The organism is Cyclobacterium roseum, assembly GCF_010119225.1.
GTDB lineage: Bacteria > Bacteroidota > Bacteroidia > Cytophagales > Cyclobacteriaceae > Cyclobacterium > Cyclobacterium roseum.
The window spans coordinates 281,049-301,601 of record NZ_WNKF01000003.1; the positions used below are offsets into that span (position 1 = coordinate 281,049).

The window sequence follows — 20,553 nt, forward strand, 5'->3', positions numbered from 1 at the left end:
GCCTGAATATATCTAAAATGCAGGGGATATTCAGGAGGAAATCAAAGATCACGCTTTTTTTGTTGAATCCAGGCAGCAAATTTGGCCAGATCCTCTTCGATGATTTCCCGTTCTGCCTGGTTTTGGTCCAGTTTCTTTTTCAGCTTTTTTACTTGGAAACCTGGTTTAATGGCTAGCAAGCGATAAAAAAAGCTAGCGAAAATAAATCCTTGCCGGGCTTTCATCAATAAAGCCCTGAGTTTGTATCCCCTTACCAAATGAGTAAGCCGGGCTACTTTGAAAATTCGCAGGGTTCGAACAAAGGAGATAAACGGCAAAAGAATAATCAGTAAGTCGATCCAATTTTTTTTGACATAGGTTAGTCTATCTGGGGTGATGGAAATAAGTAGAATAAACTCCAACGCAAAGGCAAGCCAGATAAATCCCTGGACCATGTCCAAAACAAAGGAGAGATCTGTGTTTAGAAAAGCCTCCACCTCTTCATAGAATTGCCATTCGATAATCACCACGGGTAGAATCAAAAGGGCGATGATAATCATGGGAATGGAAAATTGCTGCTTCAGGCGGTTCAAAAGCCCTTCATTGCAAAGAGACCAATGGTAAAGGGGCAACCAAGTTTTTTGCGGTTCCACCAAATGCCTCAGTCCCAAGCCTAAAGGAGGGAATAAGAGGCTCAAAACCTTGGGAATAAAGGCATTTAGGGCAATTCTGGTGTCCGATTGCAGGGAGAGAAAAATGATTATCAAAAAATCCAATAGATACAGTAACCAGCCGACGGAATAGACGATTGCCAATTTGCTTAAAAACGGGTTCAACTGAATTCCTTCTTCTCCTATGGAAAAATTATTAAGGATGGCTGCCGTAATCAGCAACATCAGCAGGCTGGTAAAAAACAAGGGAGCCGCAGTTAGTTCCTGGTAATGGAGCAACGTTGACTGTTTTTTACTGTTCAAATGGGTTTGGACGGAGAGGTCCCGTTTGGAATGGATCTGAAGGAGAGAGGGGTAGTTTTTGGATAATTCTCCGATTGGCTGAAGTAAGGTGTCCCGTTTTAGCAGGGCTTCAATCCGGGCCAGGATGTAGGGGTTTTCACAGCGGTCAATGGCTGCAAGCAGGGAAGCTTTCCTGTCTTTTTGCTTTTGGTTCATAACTGCTGATTGAACCCCAAAGATAAGGTCTGGGTTTCATTGGCCAAAACAGGCTCGTCAATCTCCTAAGCCAGAATGAAATTAGCCCATGAGGTGTAATGAGGTAAAACTTCTAGAAATAAATACACCGGAAACCATAGGTAATATCAAAAAATCTGACTATATTTTCATAAAATTCAATCGCCATGAGCAAGGACAAAGGAGAAAAGAAAACGGATAAAAAGAAGCCTGCAAAGAGCATGATGGAAAAAAGAGCGGATAAAAAGCAAAAGCAGTCAGAGAAAAAGAAAAACGGTTAACTGTCGATTGGCAGAAACCAGGAATTGCCCCGAAGAAATTCGGGGCTTTTTTTTTAAATTTCCGGAATGAAAGTGCTTTACTATAATAACAAACCCTAATACGATGAAAAAAATACTATGCTGCCTGACCGTATTGCTGTGGAGCCACTGGTCTATAGCCCAAACGGAACCGATGACCGTCGCCACCTTCAATATTCGGTACGACAATCCCGGCGATGCCCCAAATACCTGGGATAACCGAAAAGCGGTGGTGGGGAATCTGATTCGTTTCCATGGCTTTGATATTTTCGGCATTCAGGAAGGCTTGCATCACCAGGTCCTGGATTTAGCAAACATGCTGCCAGCACACGACTACCTGGGGGTAGGAAGGGATGATGGCAAAGAAAAAGGTGAATATTCGGCCATCTTTTATAACAAAGAAAAATTCAAGGTGCTTGCGTCAGGAACTTTCTGGCTGGCTCCTGAAACAGATTACCCCAATAAAGGCTGGGATGCCGCGCTACCCAGAATCTGTACCTGGGCAAAAATGGAGAAATCAGTAGGCGGCGAAACCTTCTATGTGTTCAATACGCATTTTGATCACAGGGGAGTGCAAGCTAGAAACGAGTCGGCTCAATTAATTCTGGAAAAGATCGAAGAAATTAATACCGGTGATTTGCCCGTACTATTGACGGGAGATTTTAACGTGGGACAAGAAACAGATGCCTATAAATTGCTTAAATCTGCTCCTGGGATGAAAGATACCTTTGATGCAGCCGACCTGGTATACGCCAACAACGGTACCACCAATAGTTTTGATACCAGTAGCAGTACCGAGAGAATCATCGACCACATTTTTGTCAGTGATGAGATATCCGTGAAGAAATTCGGTGTTTTGACCGATACCTATCATGGAAGATACCCATCGGATCATTTTCCGGTAATGGCCGTTATCTCCTGGTAGGTAAAACGACTGTTTCTGGAATGGTGCGTGGTATACCAGCCATTTATTCTATAACGCAAAACAGGCAGTCTCCAATCGGAAACTGCCTGTTTTGCTTTGGCTAAAAAAATACTTTTTCAGGATCGCGTTCAGAAAATTTCAGCTACCCGGATTGGGGTTCCTCCTAACCCTGTCCGGATCACACACCTCCACTTCTGTTCCCTGACTAAAAAATCATTCGCTCCACCCATTCTCCATTTTAAAAATAAGTAAAAAAACAAGTCCCTTCTGCATTCCTCTTCACTGCTCATTTCTCCCCCTCAATCACGCTGTTCTTCCCAATCAGAAAGGGCAATATTGTGTATTCTTGTATTAATTATCCGATATGGACGAGCTCCAAATATTATTTTTGTCTTCTCCGGAAATCATCTCCATGAATTTACTCCAGGAACTAAGACGTTTGCGGTCTACCTCCCGGTACATCACTTGTTTTTGTCGGATTACGGCCACTAGTTCCATTCCTACCTCGTGAGGAATGTTTACGATTTCATCCCCAATTTGAATATTGAGATTGCCGTTGTTTGGATCTACCCATGTTTTTAGCTCCTGGGTATTGGTTTCAAAGGTGTACTTTAACATTTTGCTGTTTGTTTAGGTAAAAATAAATAAAAAAGAAATTAGGGACCTGAGTCTTCTAGGCAACGGCTGTTTACGCTGCTTTGTACTTTTGGTCTTTTAATGCATGGTACCTGCTGCCTTGATCGACTTTCTGACCGGACAAAGATTCCATGAACCTGCTCCAGGAACTGTTTTTCTTGCGTTCTACTTCCTGAAAGATGGTTTGTTTTTGTCGAATCACACCGATCATCTCCGCTCCAATTTGATGAGGGATGTTTACGGTTTCATTTCCGATTTGGATGTTTAGGGAACCGTTCTCAGGATCTACCCAGGTTTTTAATTCCCTCTCTGCTGTTTCGTAAGTGTACTTTAACATGACGCTGTTTATTTATATGAAAGAATAAAGTTTTTACAAAGACTACCCGCTGTTACCTGGTTTTCAAAACAAGGAGGCAAAACGTTTAGCTGTTAGTCTGTGCGCTCCTGCTTTGTGACTTTGTTGCTGTTTGATGATGCTAAGGTAGAAAAAGTTTTTAAAACAAAAAACAATTTTGGTAATTTAAAATGCATTTTTTTGTTGTCTAAAAAAGTAAATATGCGATTTTGCGCTTTTTTGGCCGATTTTGGCTGTTTTTTATTTCAAAAAAAAATCAAAATTTTTTTCGACAATCTGACTCAGACAATCATTTATTACTCCATGAAGGGACTTTTCTTTGGAAGCGAATGCTGGAATGACATGGATTTAAAGAAAAATGAGGCATGCCGCGAAGGCTTCATGGTTTCATAACATCCGTTTAGCACATTTAGCTAGGAATAATTCGTTAATTTAAATAAACTTCCAATCAGTTACCGGATTTTCACCTTGGCAAAGGGTATGATTGGGAACATGGAAGTAGTACAACTATAGCATAAAAGTAACAATCCTCAATTTATATGAAACAATCAGCAAAAGATTCCCGAAGAAAATTCATAAAGGCTTCCGGTATGGCCACCCTTGGTTTTATGGGCCTTTACCAATTTATGAATCCCGGCACCTCCCTCGCTGCCTCTTCCTCCAGGGCTCCTTTAGGATATGGTCCGTTAAAAAAGGATCCCGCAGGAATTCTGAATTTACCGGAGGGGTTTACCTATAAAATCCTCAGCAAAAAGGGAGACAAAATGTCTGACGGCCTGTATTTGCCTGGTCTCGCCGATGGAATGGGTGCTTTTCAGGGGAAAAATGGCAAAACCATCGTTGTCCGGAACCATGAAATCAGCCCGGATTCCCTGGAGCATTCCGGATTTGGGCCTAATAATGAATTGGTGGGCAGCCTTTCGTCGACCGATTTTTATGATTTCGGAAAGGGCATTTTGCCTTCTTTGGGCGGCACGACCACCTTTGTGTATAACGAAAACACAGGAGTGTTGGAGCACCAATACTTGAGCCTGGCTGGCACCATACGAAATTGCGCCGGGGGGATTACTCCCTGGGGTTCCTGGCTGACCTGTGAAGAAAACACATCGAAAAAAGGGGATTACGATGATCGCCTGGAGAGGGATCACGGATACGTATTTGAGGTACCTGCAAGTGAAGAAGTACTCCGCGCAGTACCCAAGCCCATTAAAGCCATGGGCCGGTTCAATCACGAGGCGGTAGCAGTCGATCCGGCTTCGGGAGTGGTTTACCTGACCGAAGATCGGGGCGATGGGATTTTTTACCGGTACATCCCCAACAGCCCGGGGGAATTGCACAAGGGCGGTAAGCTTCAAGCCCTGGCTATTTTAGGTGAAAAGAGCCGGGACACGCGTAATTGGAAAGATAGTGAAGGTCCTGAATTTAAGCTAATGGAAGGGCATCAGGTCACCTGGGTAGATATCGAAAACGTGGAATCTCCGGAGGACGATCTTCGTTTTCAGGGATTTGATAAGGGCGCAGCCGTTTTTGCCAGAGGCGAAGGTATCTGGTGGGGCGATAAGGAAGTATACTTTGCCTGTACCAATGGAGGGAAAATTGGTGCCGGACAGGTGTTTCGGTATACTCCCAGCCTATATGAAGGCAAACCGGAAGAAAAGAATGCTCCGGGTGAGCTCAGTCTCTTTGCAGAACCCAACGATCGGGAAATCCTGAAAAACTGTGATAACCTGGCGGTTGCCCCCTGGGGCGATGTGATTCTATGCGAAGACCACAAGCACCCCTTTTTGGTAGGGGTTACGCCGGAGGGCGAGTTGTATCACCTGGCAGAAAATGTGGGCTACGCCTCGGAACTTGCAGGAGGGGTATTTTCTCCATCAGGTAAGACCTATTTTGTGAATATTCAAGGGCCGGGAATCACGCTGGCCATCACCGGTCCCTGGAAAAGTTAAGTTTTCAAAGGAGCCAAGAAATAGCAAAGCCGGGGTAGTTGGACTTCGGCTTTGCCTATTAAGGTGCGCATTATTGGTCTGATCAGTAGAAACCCTGCTTTTTAGTTTGGAAAGATTGGCAGGAAGGCGCTGATTTTCTGTCGGGTTAGCCCCGGTAATTCCTTTTTTGGGCCACATTGCACATTACTTTTGTTATTCATTAAAACATCATCTATATTTGCCACTCAAAATTTAAAATGATGGCGAAGCAAAAGACCAGAAAGGGAAAAGCAGCACCTGATACATCCAACGAGCTTCTTGAAAATCCAGAAGCAATCGCAACGCGTCTTGGAAGAGGGGAAGTGTTTCTAAAAGAAAATACCAGATTGGTTGGGGGCATTATTGGTTTAATGATCCTTATCATCGCAGGAATCGTTGGTTACCAGATCCACAAGGCGAATCAAAACGAGAAAGCCCAGGGGGAGATGTTCCAGGCCGTGTATTATTACGAGCAGGATAGTGTGGATTTTGCCCTGAATGGGGATGGGGTTCAACTTGGATTTTTGGATATCATTGACCAATATGGAGGGACAGACGCTTCGAATATGGCTCACTTTTATGTCGGGTCTATTTATCTCTCCGAAGGGGAATACCAATCAGCCGTTGATCACTTGGAGGAATTTTCCTCGGATGATTTTCTGGTGCAGGCCCAGGCGTATTCTCTGACTGGAGACGCTTACCTGGAATTAGGAAATACCCAGGAAGCAATTCGGCAATATAAGAACGCTGCCAACTATAAGGAAAATAAGTTTTTTACGCCAAAATATTTATTCAAATTAGCCATTGCTTACGAAGAGGCTGGAAATTTGCAGGCCGCAATCGATACCTATGGAGAGATTGAATCGAATTACAGTGATGCTTATGAATACACCGAAGCACGTAAACATAAGGCAAGGCTGGAAGGTCTCGCTTCTAATTGATACGGATATAATCCATAACAAGAAAGAGTAAGGCCAGGGAGGTTTTACTCTTTTTTTATGAAAAAAACGCAGGTCCAATGGCTTCAACCTTAAAAAATCTCAGTCAACATTCCGATAGTAATATTCAGGACATTAGCAGTAAAAAATTTGGCTTGCTGGTATCGGAATGGAACGATGAAATCACCGAGTCCCTTTACAGTGGTGCTTTGGAAACACTATTGCGCTATGGTGCCAAACGGGAAAATATTTTCCGGAAAAATGTTCCCGGATCTTTTGAATTGCCATTGGGGGCGCAATGGATGGCCCGCCAGGAAGGCATTGATGCCGTTATTTGCCTGGGCTGTGTGATTCAGGGTGAAACGCGTCATTTTGAGTTTATTTGCAATGCCGTTGCTCAGGGGATCACACAGGTAGGGCTGAATTTTGACAAACCGGTAATTTTCGGGGTATTGACCCCCGATACCCAGCAACAAGCGCTGGATCGGGCCGGAGGAAAACATGGCAACAAAGGAGATGAAGCCGCCATCACGGCAATAAAGATGCTGGGCTTTTAATGGGATTTTCCTGTAATCACTTATTTACTAATCTGCAATTCGCATGAAAATCATGAAATTTGGCGGTACTTCCGTAGGAAGACCGGAAAGAATGCACCAGGTTAAAGACCTGATCATTGCTGATGATGAAAAAAAGATCGTGGTATTGTCTGCCCTGTCAGGCACAACCAATGCCCTGGTAGGCATAGGAGAAGCACTGGCGGAGGGTAAAAAAGATAAGGCCAGGCAGAAAATAGAGGCCCTTCAGGAGCATTATACTAATTTCTACATGGAACTGCTGACAACCAAAGCGAGTAGATCCAAAGCGGTTCAAATCATCAAGGAGCATTTTGAGTTTTTGAACATTATCCTGAAAATTTCCTTTAATGAAGCAATAAACAAGGACATCCTGGCCCAGGGCGAGCTGTTGTCTACCAAATTGTTTTACACCTTGCTACAGGAATTGGAAATTCCCGCGGTATTCCTGCCTGCCCTGGAATTTATGAGTATCGATGAAAACGACGAGCCGGAATTATCACGGATAAGAGAGCGACTGGAGGCCATAATGGCCAGGTACCCGGAGGATAGTATTTTCATTACCCAGGGTTACATATGTAAAAACCATCGAAACGAGGTGGATAACCTGAAACGAGGTGGCAGTGATTATTCTGCCTCCCTGATTGGCGCAGCCGTTTCTGCCTCCGTTGTGGAGATATGGACCGACATCGACGGTATGCACAATAACGACCCCCGAATCGTAGAACAAACCAGACCCATTGCGCACTTATCCTTCGATGAAGCGGCGGAACTGGCTTATTTTGGCGCAAAAATCTTACACCCAGCTTCTATTTGGCCGGCACAATTGCACAACGTGCCGGTGAAATTGCTAAATACCATGGCTCCCGAAGCTGCGGGTACGACCATTACGGGAGCCGGAGAAGGTACCGTAGGCGTAAAAGCCATCGCAGGAAAGGATGGGATCACCGCGCTCAAAATCAAGTCCAGCAGAATGCTTCTGGCTTATGGGTTTTTAAGGAAGGTGTTCGAAATTTTCGAAAAATACCGCACCTCCATTGACATGATCACTACCTCGGAGGTGGCTATTTCCCTGACGCTGGATGATGTGACGCATTTGAAAGAAATTACCGCAGAGTTGCAAAAATTGGGTAAAGTGGAGGTAGATCACCACTTATCCATCATTTGCATTGTTGGAAATACCATCATGGAGGAACCTGGGGTACTCAACAAAATCATGGGTAGCTTGGAACAGTTTCCACTACGTATGGTTTCATATGGGGGTAGTAGGCATAACGTTTCTATCCTGATAGACGGAAAACATAAAGAACTGGCGTTGAAACGTTTGAATCAGGGTCTCTTTGATTTAGAATAAATGCAAGGTAGCACAGACGAAAAATCCGGCAATTTCCTGGAACGGTTGAAATCCAAGTGGAAACTTAGAAGTTTGTGGCAGGTCATACTTGTATTGGTCGTTTTTGCTTGTACGGGATTTACGATTCTAATCGTCAAAAAGCCCATTTTCGATTTCCTGGGGGTAGATACACAGGAGGGTGGTTTTTTTAAGACCTTATTGTATTTACTGCTGGTACTCCCTTTATATCAGGTATTTCTGTTGGTATATGGTTTTATTTTCGGACAGTTTTCCTTTTTTTGGGAAAAAGAAAAGCAGTTTATCCGCCGGATGGGAAGGCTTTTTACCGGAAGGAAAAATTAAATAGTATAGGTTTTGAACAAATCATATAGATGGCCAAACAACGAGGTTTACCCTTAGACGAAAGCGAAAAAAGAAGATTAAATAAGAAGAACCTGGATAAGCTATCTGGTATTTTCAGGTTTGCACTTCCCTATAAAGGATCTTTTATCCTGGGAATGTTATTTCTTTTCTTTTCCAGTTTGATGCTCCTTACGTTTCCTTTTGTGGCGGGAAAACTCATTGACGCTGCTTCAGGAAAAGACTGGATCATCAACGACATCAATGGAATTGCTTATATCTTGCTTGCTATATTGCTAGTGCAAAGCGTTTTTTCATTTTTCCGCGTTTGGCTTTTTGCACAGGTGAGTGAGCGGTCCATGCGGGACATTCGGGTGGCCCTTTACGACCGGTTGGTCAGACTTCCCATGACATTCTTTGACCAACGGCGCACGGGAGAATTAATCAGCAGGATCACCTCAGATGTGAGCATGCTGCAGGATACGTTTTCCATCACCCTGGCCGAGTTACTGCGCCAATTGATCACCCTGATCGTTGGTATTGGATTTCTTTTTTACACCACTCCGAGACTTACCTTATTTATGCTGGCCACGATCCCGGTTTTGGTTATCATAGCCATGGTGTTTGGCAGGTTCATTCGAAAGCTTTCCAAAACCACACAGGACGAACTGGCTGCTGCTAATGTGGTGGTGGAAGAGACACTTCAATCAATCATCACGGTCAAGTCGTTTACGGGAGAGGCCTATGAATCCAACCGGTATCGAAACCGGCTGGAGCGAGTGGTTACCATTGCCCTGAAGGCAGCCGGATTTCGGGGAGCGTTTATTTCCTTTATCATATTCGCTTTATTTGGCGGAATTGTTGCCGTAATCTGGTATGGAGCCACGTTGGTAAGTGCAGGCGAAATGAGCATCGGCGATTTGGTTTCCTTTGTACTGTACACCACTTTTATTGGCGGATCCATAGCCGGACTGGGAGATATTTACGGGCAGGTACAGAAAGCCATCGGCTCATCTGAAAGGGTGCTGGAAATCCTGGAAGAAGAAGCCGAACCAGAGTTGCCTACAAGTGAAGAAAAGCGGGTTTCAGGGGCAATATCATTTGAAGATGTGGTTTTTCACTACCCGACGCGTCCGGAGTTCCGGGTTTTGGACGGCCTGAACTTTTCCATCGCACCGGGAGAAAAGGTGGCACTGGCAGGACATAGTGGTGCCGGTAAATCTACGGTAATCCAATTGCTGCTTAAATTTTACAATGTCGGCCAGGGTGCCATTTTAGTAGACGGGGAATCCATCGGTCAATGGGACCCTCAGCGCTTGCGAAAAAACATTGGCATTGTACCGCAGGAAGTATTGCTTTTCGGCGGCTCCATCCGGGAAAACATTCTGTATGCCCGACCCGGCGCCAGTGAACAGGAGGTAGTCGAGGCTGCCCGGCAAGCGAATGCCTGGGAATTTATCGAACGGTTTCCAGAAGGATTGGACACGCTGGTAGGAGAACGGGGGATCAAATTGTCTGGCGGGCAGCGTCAGCGAATTGCCATCGCCCGGGCCATACTCAAGGATCCGGCCATACTGATTTTGGACGAAGCCACTTCTTCTCTGGATGCAGCCTCGGAAGCACTGGTGCAGGAAGCCTTGGATCAATTGATGCAGGGAAGAACGACGATCATTATTGCGCATAGGCTGGCTACTATTCGGAAAGTAGACCGGATATACGTATTGAAGGCCGGTAAAATTATCGAACAAGGAAACCATGAGGAGCTCTCAGCCAAACAGGGCGGACATTATGCCCATCTGGTTAACTTGCAGTTTGTGGATGATATCGCAAAGCCTTCAGACTAATATCCAGGCTTTTCACCTGGTGCGTCAGAGCACCGACAGAGATGTAGTCTACGCCCGATTCGGCTACAGGGATGATGGTCTGCTCGTCTATGCCTCCGGAAGCTTCTGTTTGATAGCGGTCTCCAATAAGGGCCACCGCTTCTTTCATTATTTTAGGAGCCATGTTGTCCAGCATGATGATGTCAACGCCTCCCGTTGTCAATACTTCCCTTACCTCATCCAGACTGCGGGTTTCGATTTCAATTTTCAAATCCAGCTGTTTCTTTTCCAGGTACTGCTTGGTAGCTTTAATGGCTTGAGCGATGCCTCCTGCAAAATCGATGTGGTTATCTTTAAGCATGATCATGTCATACAGTGCAAAGCGGTGATTCTTTCCTCCTCCGATGGCAACTGCCCATTTTTCCAGCATACGGAAGTTAGGAGTGGTTTTCCTGGTATCCAACAGCTTGGCTCGGGTATGGCTAATCAATTCATTCATCTGTTTCGTTTTGGTGGCAATGCCGCTCATGCGCTGCATGCAGTTCAGGACCAATCGTTCGGTAGTCAGGATAGAAGCTGCTCTTCCCGATACTCGAAGGCCAATTTCACCGGGTTGCACCCGATTACCGTCTTCCAGTAGCAAGTCCACATGAAGCTCCGGATCATGGTAGTTAAAAATTTTTTCCGCCAGAGACAGCCCGGCAATGATTCCACTTTCCTTAATAAGGAGCTGCGCTTTGCCCAGCTGCTCGGAGGGGACGGCGGCCAGGGTGGAATGATCCCCGTCTCCCACATCTTCCAATAGGGCGGACGCTATAAAATTAGTTAGCCGATCTTCCGTTACGTATTCCTGCATATTGCTCTAAAATTACGAAATATTTTGTAACCGGACAGCTAAAATTTAATGTCGGATAAAATCCATGCTGTAAATAAGAAATGGCTGGCCATCCTTCTTTTTACCGCGGATCAAAAGGCGAAAATCACCTTCGGCAGACTGATAGGTACCGATCAGATAAGAGAGGTTGGCACTGGATTTGCCTTCCTGCTGTAGCTGAAATCCTTTGGAAGGGTTATTTTTGAAAAAATCCCTTAGTACGATTTGCGCCTGACTTTTTGAAAAATCACGTTTGTCGTTATTAAAACTGATTTCGACTCTGTCATCCAGGTAGTTGACGATTTCCTGACTGGAGCCTTCCTGCAGTGCAACGGCTAGTGCCTTTCCTTCCTCCTGAGCTTGGACAAAGGAGAAAAGGCAACACCAAAATAGGCCCGCTACAAAGAGTTTGGGGATTAAACGTAACATGGTTTCAGTTTTTACAAATTTCAGGCCAAAAAAGAGTTCCTGTTTTATTAATACGGACCTTTTTTACCTGGGAGGGGACTAGTAATGTGACGGGGTAGATTATTGGGTTATTTGCTGACCGCTATGCTTAATTCTCTTATATTTGCGGGGCAATGAGCATACCCTGGTATGTTAAACTTTAGCGTGGTGCGAAAGGATTTGTAATCCTGGAATTCGCCGGTATTTTTGTTTGATTGTAACCAATTAGAAAAGTCATGAATAAAAAAGTTTTATTAATGATCCTGGATGGGTGGGGATTAGCCCCGAACCCGGAAGTTTCTGCGATAGATAAAGCCAAGACTCCTTTTATCGACAGTTTGTATGAAAAGTATCCCCATTCCAGACTGGATGCTTCGGGATTGGCAGTAGGCCTCCCTGAAGGACAAATGGGAAACTCAGAAGTAGGTCATATGAACATCGGAGCGGGCCGGGTTGTGTATCAGGATTTGGTTAAAATCAATAAAGCCGTAGAAGAGGGGGCATTGAAAACGGACCCTGTCTTGAAAGCGGCCTTTGCTGAGGCAAAAGCTTCCGGCAAAAAAGTACACCTAATAGGCCTGGTTTCTGACGGAGGAGTTCATGCACATATCAATCATCTAAAGGGCCTTTGTGACGCAGCCAAAGCAAATGGATTGGAGGATGTTTTCATTCATGCATTTACGGATGGCAGGGATACCGACCCTAAAAGTGGGTTGGGATTTTTGGAAGAATTAAAAAATCATTGCGAAGGATCGGTGGGAAAAATAGCTTCCATCGTCGGCAGATATTATGCAATGGATAGGGACAAGCGCTGGGAACGCGTGAAATTAGCCTACGACGCCATGGTACTTGGAGAAGGAGAAAAATCCAAGGACATGTTATCTGCTATTCGGAAGTCATACAGCAATGGCGTTACGGACGAATTTATCCGCCCCATCATTCAGGTGGATGAGGAAGGAAAACCGCTGGCTCCCATAGAGGAGGGGGATACGGTGATTTGCTTTAATTTCAGAACGGATCGGGGAAGGGAAATAACCGAGGTGCTTACGCGAAAGGATTTTCCAGACTACAATATGAAAAAACTTACCCTGAATTACATAACCCTTACCCTCTACGATGAAAATTTCACAGGAGTACCGGTTGTTTTTCAGAAAGATAATTTGAGTAATACCCTTGGCGAGGTATTGGAAAGGAATGGTAAAAAGCAGATCCGAATAGCGGAGACTGAAAAATACCCCCATGTGACATTTTTCTTTTCAGGCGGAAGGGAAAAGGTTTTCGAAGGGGAAAGTCGCATTTTATGCAATTCACCGAAAGTAGCGACTTATGATTTGCAACCTGAAATGTCGGCAAATGAAATTGCAAAAAAGATCAATCAGGAATTGCCCAGGAAAGAAGCAGATTTTATCTGTCTCAACTTTGCCAACGCCGACATGGTAGGACATACAGGGGTGTTTGAAGCGGCAGTGAAGGCTTGTGAGGCAGTGGATGAGTGTGCTTCTTCGGTTATTGAAACAGCACTTGAAAACGATTATACCGTAATTGTTATCGCCGACCATGGCAATAGTGATTGCATGATCAACCCGGATGGCACACCCAATACCGCCCATACAACCAACCTCGTTCCATGTATCATGGTAGATAAAAACGATCGGCTGGAAGTGAATGATGGTAAGCTGGGGGATTTGGCTCCGACTATCCTTAAATTGATCGGGCTGGAAAAGCCGGCAGAAATGACCGGTAATATCCTACTGAAAAGCTAATCATGATTACAGGGTACCGGAATTCACTACTGTTGATGCTGGCAGGGATGCTACTCCTTTCTTGTAAAGAGGAAGAATCCAGGCCATTTGCTAATCCTACCCAAATAGACACCTACTTTCCGGTTTCGGATTTTCTGGAGGAAAAAATTAAAAAGAGTGAGGGAGTGGCGGTTTCCAAAGTCATCCAATTCAATGAGGAATCGGAAGAAGTCCGCTTTCAACCGGATCAGGAAACCTGGAGAAAAGAACTGGATTTTTTTTTTCAGGCGGATATTAATAAGGCAGCTTTCGCCACGGCTTATTCCACCAGGGAAGAAGAGGGCCTATTGGTACATCGCCTTAAACCCGGAGAAAAGGGCACGATAAAAGAGATTCGTGTTCAGAAAAGAGGAGAGCAGGTAGCGTCCATTCGGATTGAAACATTGAATGATAATTTGTTTTACCACTCGGAGGTAAGCGGGGAAATCAGGTTGGATGCAGAGGAAAACCTGACCGCTTACCAGCTTTCGGGAAATCAAAAGGTATGGTTTATGTCCCCCACCCGCTTGATGGTAAATGCTGAAATAGAATAAGGTCTCCTCCTGCATCACTTGGAAAAGCCGGTGAATCCTTCATATTGGGGAAGCTTCACCGGCTTTTCCATTTTTACCAACCTTCTCATCCGTCGACGCTACCGAACTTGTTCTGTACCAGCGAGAGTTCGAGTTAAGAAAGTACTTAAAACCCGGCTATATCGTCAATTGTAATCTTTTTTTGTGGGCACGATGATCTGGCAGTCCCGTTTTACTAAAGATTCCCGCGGCTTCCTCCGCACATACCCACTTTGAGAGCCTCGGAATGACGGTTTTATTATGAAAATAGGTCGAACTCACACGTTACCAAATTGGCAGGCAAGGATGCTGCAGCACTGAAGGATGAACCTTGTGATTTATACAGGTTACCCGGCAAAGGCAAAAAACACCAGCCAGGTGATAAATAGAATGGGAAGCAAAATAGGGATAGAATACCTCAATATGTATCCAAAAAAAGAAGGCATCTTAATCCCACTTTGTTCGGCGATGGACTTGACCATAAAGTTGGGGCCATTGCCGATATAGGTCATGGCACCAAAAAACACGGATGCGATGGAGATGGCCATCAATTCGAAGGAAGAATCCAGGTAGTTATCCAGCGCAAAATCTTTTACCTGCTGGATGACATTAATATCAGCTCCCTGTGAAGCCATGGCAGCTGCGAGGAAATTGAGATAGGTAGGGGCATTGTCAAGAAAGCCGGACAACAGGCCCGTTCCCCAATAGAGGGTATTGTAGGTGATCATCGCAGCTCCTTCTTCCGATTGCGCGAATGTCCCTACCAATTCCAGGGCAGGCATCATGGTACCAAAAATGCCAATAAAGATGAAAGCGACCTCCCGAATGGGTTCAAAATTAAATTCATTTCCGGCAAGAGCCTTTTTGTCAGCAAACCGGAAGGAAAGATAGGCCACTGCAAACATGATGGTTTCCCGGATAAAGCTAAATTTTTGCCCGTCATAGTGAATGGCAGGAACCCATTCGAGTACGTTTGGGTCCAGAAAAACCGAGATGATGATCAGCAGCAACCACAGAAAATTCCGGGTGCCTGTAAGGGTAATTTTATTGGAATACCTAATTTCCTGATCCAGTTCCTGAACGGTCGCACCTTTTCCCATTTTCCGGTCAACAAGGTAAAAGAGAATGGAAAGGATCGTCAGGGCAAGGATCCAGGCTGGCCAGTTATGTTCCAAGGTCCAAAAGAATGGTACACCTTTAAGAAAACCAAGGAACAGTGGCGGGTCGCCTATGGGTGTCAACGATCCCCCAACATTGCTTACCATAAAAATAAAAAATATAATATGGTAGGGTTGAATGTTATTATTATTAAGTCGAATAAACGGGCGGATCAGCAGCATGGATGCCCCGGTGGTGCCGATAAGATTGGAAATCAGTGCTCCTATAATTAGAAGGATAACATTGGCCAGCGGCGTGGATTTCTTATCCACTTCGATCAGAATTCCTCCGGAAGCGATAAATAGAGAAGCGAGTAAAGCGATAAATTGAACGTATTCGGCCAGGGCATGTACCGGATTGTGCACATTGTGCAGAACAAATAAATAGTAGAGCACCACGATGATGGCAAGGCTTACGGCTATTTTGGGGTAGTTGTGGTGCCAGAAGTGTTCGTAAAACAGCGGGCCGGTGGCAATCATCAATAACAAAGCCACAAAAGGAATGACAAGCCAACCTGGTGCGTGGCCATGAGCAGCTTCGTGTTCCGGCTCGGCCACGACTTCCGAACTGACTTCATCCAATTGCTGGATGTCCTGTTGTCCTGTCAGTACAGTTAGGTCAGCGGCGGAAGCAGATTGAGCTTGAAGTGGGGTTGAAAGCAGGAGTACGCATCCTAATAGCAGGAACCATGAAGCTAAATAGTTCTTCATTCACTTAAAATTAACGTTTCAAGAATGGTTAAGTCTTGCGTTTCCAAGGATCTTGGAAGAACGGCCGGTTACAATAAATTTCCCTAAACTAGTTATTTTGTACCGTAGGAAGCAAATAAATAATGCAAGACGGTCAAAAAATGTGATATTTTTGACCGTCTTGCTTCACTAAAAAGTATCAACTAAGCTGCTCCAGGGCAATTTCTAACCCTTTCTGTGCGATCTGATTTTTTTCTGGATGAGCCTGATGGCATTTTTTCAGTGCCTTGTATATCGTCTGGCTTACATCCTGAAACAAAGCCTCATCGGTAAACACTACTTTTTCTGACATCAGGTAGGCTGCTAACCTTGAAATCCCCACGTTGGCGATGAAGTCCGGGATAAGAGACAAACTGTTATCCACCAAGGTGCTGACCGGCCCCATAAAAATATCATTTTCCGCAAAAGGGAAATTGGCTCCACTGACAATTAACGATACCCCGCCAACCATCAACTTCTCTAATTTTCCCTTGTCCACAAGACGAGACTTAGCAGCGGGAATAAACAGGTCCGCAGAAAGATTCCAAATTTTTTCATTTCCTTCCTCGAATGGAATGCGTTTCTCACTAGCCAATTTGTTTTTTTCCTTTGATAGAAATAATTGGGTAATGTCTGATTCATCCAAACCGTTTTGGTCAATAATGGCTCCCTCCAGTGATAAAATACCAACGATTTGAACCCCTTCTTTGGCAAGAAAATAGGCGGCTGCAGCTCCTACATTTCCCCAACCCTGAATAATGGCCTTTTTCCCTTTTGGGGATCCTCCCCATAGCTTATAGTAATGGGTCACCGCAGCAGCCAACCCGAAACCGGTAATCATGTCACTCACCCGGTATTTGGCAGTACCTGCCGGATAATAGGCTGGGTTTTCGATAATCTTGGCTAACCCTTGCCTCAGTTGACCGATTTTTCGGATTTTCTGCGGTTCTTTAGACTTGTAATGCCCGTTTACAATCCCTTCCTGCGGATGCCAAAGCCCATAGTTTTCGGTATGGGGTATCAATTCCCTATTTTCATGGATATGGATACCGGCACTGGTGCCAAAATAGCTCTTTAAGATGGGGGAAACCACTTTAAACCACCTATCCAGTACCGCATCTTTTCTCGGGTCATTGGGATCAAAATTGATTCCTGCCTTGGCACCTCCGATCGGAGGCCCTGAAATAGTGTATTTGATAGCCGTATTTTTGGCTAGCTGGATGACTTCTTTTTTTTCCAGCCCTTTTTTCATCCGGGTGTCCCCACCGGCAGCTCCCCCTCGGAGGGAGTCGATTACCAACCAGCCTTCTGCTTCCGTCTCGCTATCACTCCATTCAAAAACAATTTCAGGCTGACGGTTCTCAAATTTTTTAAGAAGTTCTCTCATTAGTTTTTAGGTTTTTTAAATTTAGTCTTACGGAAAAAGTCCAAAAACAGTGCCACCGCAGGAATCCCGGGAGGCACCGGTTACGGATGCCAGGCAATTGACTTCACCTTGCAGGCGGAGTACACCTAAAAAAGCAAATACCAAGGCCTCTTTAAAATCGATAAGTTGATTTTCCGGCAGGGTAAGGGTCACTCGGTGCCCTATCTTTTTGGAAAGGGTTTCAATAAAACAGGCATTGTAGGCGCCTCCTCCGGTAATTAAAAGTTTTTGTTTCTCTGAAGCGAGCGGGTTATCCGCACCAATAACCTCCGAAATACAATCGGCATAGTGCTCGATTAACGTCGCTAGTACATCTGGAACGGAATAATCCGCTTTTTCCAGTAATGGCAAAAAATCACGCTCAACATGTTCCCTTCCCAGGGATTTTGCTCCCGTTTGGGTATAATAGGGGAGTTGGCGCAGCGAGGTAAGTAATGCGGGAATCGCTGTGCCTTTTCGTGCGATATCGCCATTAGCATCAAAGGATTGTCCGACTTTTTTAGCAAAATGATTCATCAGCAGGTTAAAGGGACAGGTGTCAAAGGCAATCCGATGACCGTTTTTTTCCAGTGAAATATTGGCAATACCTCCGAGATTCAAGGCAAAGTCATATTGAGGAAAGAGAAGGGCATCACCTATCGGGACAAGTGGCGCACCCTGCCCGCCCAGAATCACATCCAGTTTTCTGAAATCGTTGATCACCGGTATTCCGGCGGCTTGGCAGAGGGCATACCCGTCACCGATTTGTCGCGTCATCCCTTTTTCAGGTCGGTGAAATACGGTGTGCCCGTGGGAGGCGATAGCGGTAGGCCGAATTCCCTGTACCTGGCAAAACTTCTGGACGACTTCCCCCATCCATGTTCCAAATTGAATGCTTAGCAATTCCAAAGATTCCGCATCTATCTGATGGGCAGCAGAAAGGGACTGCTCCAGGCTTTCAGGGAAAGGAACGGTTTCGGCATTTAAAATTTCAAAACGCCAACGGGTGTTTTTCTCAAAGGAGCAATAGGCCAGATCCAGTCCATCGCCTGAAGTGCCGGACATCAAGCCGATCAGCTCGTACCTATGAGGTTCTATCATGGGTTAAAGTTTGTTAAAAACAAGTTCATAAACTTAAAAATAGTATTTCGTCAAGCAGCCTCCAAAGTAAAATGACTAATTTTGAAAGGGTTTTTGGAATGACATGGTACCAGACAGCAAACATTGGGTAATAGACATCGGAAATACCAGAATCAAGCTGGGTATTTTTAATCAGGGGAAACTCCTGGAATCAACTACCCTTACCGATTTTGCATCCCTGGCCCCGAAACTTACTCCGGACGAATGGGATAAGATGTTGATTGCATCGGTAACCTGGTCAGAGCAAGAACTAAGGGAAAAAATAGCCTTTCCTTTTTTGTATTTTGACCATCAGACCCCTTTGCCGATTCAGAATGAGTATCAATCACCGGGTACCCTGGGATGGGACCGGCTGGCAGCCGTTATGGGAGCCAGGGCATTCGAATCCAAAGAACCGGTATTGTGCATCGATATGGGTACTTGTATTACCTATGATTTCCTGGACAGGGCGAACAGGTACCAAGGAGGAGCCATTTCCCCGGGGCTTGGTTTACGCTCAAAGGCCATGAATGCCTACACCGCCAGACTCCCCCTGGTGGAAGTGGCGAAGCAAATCCCACCGTTTTTGGGAACGGATACGATGGGAAGCATTAAATCAGGGGTTTATTACGGAGTCTTGGGAGAGATGAAGGAATACATACACCGGTTTACAGCCCGCTATGGTCAGGTGACCGTCTTTATTTGTGGTGGAGATGCTGAAATCTTTGAAAGCTTAACAAAAGACCACATATTTGTAATCCCCAATTTGGTCCTGTACGGATTGGACAGAATTTTAACATACAATGTCGAAAAATAAACTAGTCATGACAGCCCTGGTATTTACCCTGGGTTTTGCAGTCATTCACCATACCAGCTTTGCACAGTTTTCATCCTCTACCTACAGTTCCCTGGGGGTTGGGGTTTTCAATAATTCCGGGCTCACCCAAAACCAGGGAATGGGTGGAATGGGGATCAGTTTTGGTAATAGTTATAGTGTAAACCATGTCAATCCTGCCATCTCTGTAAAAAATGCGGCATTTGGCTTTCAGGCTGCCCTGAACTACAATCAATTATCCGCTGCTACAGAAGCTAACTCGGAAGTACTGGATGGAGGAGGCTTAAGTTACGTAGCCATGTCTTTCCCGGTGGTACCCCGAAGATTCACCATGGGGCTGGGGCTGAACCAATTAACCGGCGTGGATTATAACATTACCGTTAATTCGCCGGTTACCAATACAGAATTAACGTCTCAGAATATTATTGAAGGAAGGGGCGGTTTGAGTCAGGTATACCTGCAATCTGGTTTTCAGCTATACAAAGGCTTGAGTTTAGGCCTGGAGGGAGCATACACCTTTGGTTCAACGATTCGAAGCAATCAGCTGGACTTGCTGGACGAAGAGATGAACAGCGTGGGAATATCCTCCGAATATTACGAAAGGTTAACCTTTAGTGATATTACGTTTAAGGGAGGCGCTTACTATGCGCAACCGCTGGGAGACGAGAAATACCTGAATCTGGGTGCCATTTATCAGGTATTTGGAGATATTAATGGAAAAGAGTTTGCAAAAATGGGAGAATCGGGGCAAGCTAGCATTCCAAATTCACCTGGAGATGTCATCGCTGATAACGTTTCAGGAAGTGTTTTTCTGCCTAATAAGATAGGTTATGGTGTAACTTATGAAAAAATTAATAAATTTGCTATAGGACTTGAAGCGCAGTTTCAGGATTTTACCGAATATAGGGGCTTTAATGCTACTGAGGGAAATCTCGGAAATGCCTACAAACTATCACTGGGAGGCCAGTATATACCAGATGCCTTTTCATTGGGTAGTGTGTTTAGCAGGTCTACTTTCAGGGCGGGACTGGAGTATGAGCAGCTTCCCTTCCTGTTGAACGATAACCAGATTGATGATATTGGCATTAATTTTGGTACCTCCATACCAGTATACAGTTTATCGCTCCTAAATGTGGCGGTAAAGCTTGGTACCAGAGGAACCGTCAATGACGGCTTGGTGAGGGAAAATTATTTTAAAGTTTCGTTAGGAATATCTATAAATGACAACAGTTGGTTTTACAAAAAAGTATTTGAATGATG

General features: G+C 44.9%; 19 protein-coding genes. 11 read left to right on the top strand and 8 right to left on the bottom strand.

What is annotated here, in order from left to right:
• Window positions 1-41: 41 nt before the first annotated feature.
• Window positions 42-1,148, bottom strand: a complete 1,107-nt coding sequence (locus tag GJQ68_RS06205; RefSeq protein ID WP_162416434.1) for an ion transporter — start codon at window positions 1,146-1,148, stop codon at window positions 42-44.
• Window positions 1,149-1,550: 402 nt separating this feature from the next.
• Here GJQ68_RS06205 and GJQ68_RS06210 point away from each other — a divergent pair, with 402 nt between their 5' ends.
• Window positions 1,551-2,390 (top strand): endonuclease/exonuclease/phosphatase family protein, encoded by an 840-nt coding sequence (locus GJQ68_RS06210; RefSeq protein WP_162416435.1) that lies wholly within the window; start codon window positions 1,551-1,553, stop codon window positions 2,388-2,390.
• Window positions 2,391-2,741: 351 nt separating this feature from the next.
• On the opposite strand, the gene GJQ68_RS06215 is transcribed toward GJQ68_RS06210, so the two are convergent.
• Both GJQ68_RS06215 and GJQ68_RS06220 read right to left on the bottom strand, forming a co-directional pair.
• Window positions 2,742-3,008 (bottom strand): hypothetical protein, encoded by a 267-nt coding sequence (locus GJQ68_RS06215; RefSeq protein ID WP_162416436.1) that lies wholly within the window; start codon window positions 3,006-3,008, stop codon window positions 2,742-2,744.
• 70 nt (window positions 3,009-3,078) lie between these two features.
• The gene (locus tag GJQ68_RS06220) at window positions 3,079-3,363 is read right to left on the bottom strand and encodes a hypothetical protein (RefSeq protein ID WP_162416437.1); all 285 of its coding nucleotides are present in this window, start codon (window positions 3,361-3,363) and stop codon (window positions 3,079-3,081) included.
• A gap of 557 nt (window positions 3,364-3,920) precedes the next feature.
• On the opposite strand from GJQ68_RS06220, the gene GJQ68_RS06225 reads away from it, so the two are divergent.
• From GJQ68_RS06225 to GJQ68_RS06250, 6 genes are all read left to right on the top strand, one after another.
• Window positions 3,921-5,330, top strand: coding sequence for an alkaline phosphatase PhoX (locus GJQ68_RS06225; RefSeq protein ID WP_162416438.1), 1,410 nt, complete (start codon window positions 3,921-3,923; stop codon window positions 5,328-5,330).
• 239 nt (window positions 5,331-5,569) lie between these two features.
• Window positions 5,570-6,289 (top strand): tetratricopeptide repeat protein, encoded by a 720-nt coding sequence (locus tag GJQ68_RS06230; RefSeq protein WP_162416439.1) that lies wholly within the window; start codon window positions 5,570-5,572, stop codon window positions 6,287-6,289.
• Between the two features lie 77 nt (window positions 6,290-6,366).
• A complete protein-coding gene (gene ribH / locus GJQ68_RS06235) occupies window positions 6,367-6,843 on the top strand; it encodes a 6,7-dimethyl-8-ribityllumazine synthase (RefSeq protein WP_162416440.1) in 477 nt (158 codons plus the stop codon).
• Window positions 6,844-6,886: 43 nt separating this feature from the next.
• Window positions 6,887-8,212, top strand: a complete 1,326-nt coding sequence (locus tag GJQ68_RS06240) for an aspartate kinase (RefSeq protein ID WP_162416441.1) — start codon at window positions 6,887-6,889, stop codon at window positions 8,210-8,212.
• A complete protein-coding gene (locus GJQ68_RS06245; RefSeq protein ID WP_162416442.1) occupies window positions 8,213-8,554 on the top strand; it encodes a DUF6787 family protein in 342 nt (113 codons plus the stop codon). It begins immediately after the preceding gene.
• A gap of 29 nt (window positions 8,555-8,583) precedes the next feature.
• Complete coding sequence (locus GJQ68_RS06250) at window positions 8,584-10,395, top strand: ABC transporter ATP-binding protein (RefSeq protein ID WP_162416443.1); 1,812 nt, start codon at window positions 8,584-8,586, stop codon at window positions 10,393-10,395.
• On the opposite strand, the gene nadC is transcribed toward GJQ68_RS06250, so the two are convergent.
• Both nadC and GJQ68_RS06260 read right to left on the bottom strand, forming a co-directional pair.
• A complete protein-coding gene (gene nadC, locus GJQ68_RS06255) occupies window positions 10,352-11,230 on the bottom strand; it encodes a carboxylating nicotinate-nucleotide diphosphorylase (RefSeq protein WP_162416444.1) in 879 nt (292 codons plus the stop codon). The two genes, GJQ68_RS06250 and nadC, sit on opposite strands and share 44 nt — an antisense overlap.
• Window positions 11,231-11,275: 45 nt before the next feature.
• Window positions 11,276-11,677: a DUF4783 domain-containing protein gene (locus GJQ68_RS06260; RefSeq protein WP_162416445.1), complete on the bottom strand. Its 402-nt coding sequence runs from the start codon at window positions 11,675-11,677 to the stop codon at window positions 11,276-11,278.
• Window positions 11,678-11,931: 254 nt separating this feature from the next.
• Here GJQ68_RS06260 and gpmI point away from each other — a divergent pair, with 254 nt between their 5' ends.
• Window positions 11,932-13,458: a 2,3-bisphosphoglycerate-independent phosphoglycerate mutase gene (gene gpmI, locus GJQ68_RS06265; RefSeq protein WP_162416446.1), complete on the top strand. Its 1,527-nt coding sequence runs from the start codon at window positions 11,932-11,934 to the stop codon at window positions 13,456-13,458.
• Window positions 13,459-13,460: 2 nt separating this feature from the next.
• Window positions 13,461-14,030 carry a hypothetical protein gene (locus GJQ68_RS06270; RefSeq protein ID WP_162416447.1) on the top strand — a complete coding sequence of 190 codons (570 nt, stop codon included), beginning with the start codon at window positions 13,461-13,463 and terminating at the stop codon, window positions 14,028-14,030.
• A 365-nt stretch (window positions 14,031-14,395) separates the two neighbouring features.
• Here GJQ68_RS06270 and GJQ68_RS06275 read toward each other — a convergent pair whose 3' ends face one another.
• The 3 genes from GJQ68_RS06275 to GJQ68_RS06285 form a co-directional block, all read right to left on the bottom strand.
• Window positions 14,396-15,916, bottom strand: a complete 1,521-nt coding sequence (locus tag GJQ68_RS06275; protein ID WP_162416448.1) for a sodium:proton antiporter — start codon at window positions 15,914-15,916, stop codon at window positions 14,396-14,398.
• A gap of 178 nt (window positions 15,917-16,094) precedes the next feature.
• Complete coding sequence (locus GJQ68_RS06280) at window positions 16,095-17,321, bottom strand: Glu/Leu/Phe/Val dehydrogenase dimerization domain-containing protein (protein WP_162416449.1); 1,227 nt, start codon at window positions 17,319-17,321, stop codon at window positions 16,095-16,097.
• A gap of 27 nt (window positions 17,322-17,348) precedes the next feature.
• Window positions 17,349-18,440, bottom strand: a complete 1,092-nt coding sequence (locus GJQ68_RS06285; protein ID WP_162416450.1) for an anhydro-N-acetylmuramic acid kinase — start codon at window positions 18,438-18,440, stop codon at window positions 17,349-17,351.
• Between the two features lie 103 nt (window positions 18,441-18,543).
• On the opposite strand from GJQ68_RS06285, the gene GJQ68_RS06290 reads away from it, so the two are divergent.
• On the top strand, window positions 18,544-19,275 hold the full coding sequence (locus tag GJQ68_RS06290) for a type III pantothenate kinase (protein WP_162416451.1): 732 nt from the start codon (window positions 18,544-18,546) through the stop codon (window positions 19,273-19,275).
• Window positions 19,276-19,282: 7 nt separating this feature from the next.
• Window positions 19,283-20,551, top strand: coding sequence for a hypothetical protein (locus GJQ68_RS06295; RefSeq protein ID WP_235941143.1), 1,269 nt, complete (start codon window positions 19,283-19,285; stop codon window positions 20,549-20,551).
• Window positions 20,552-20,553: the final 2 nt, after the last annotated feature.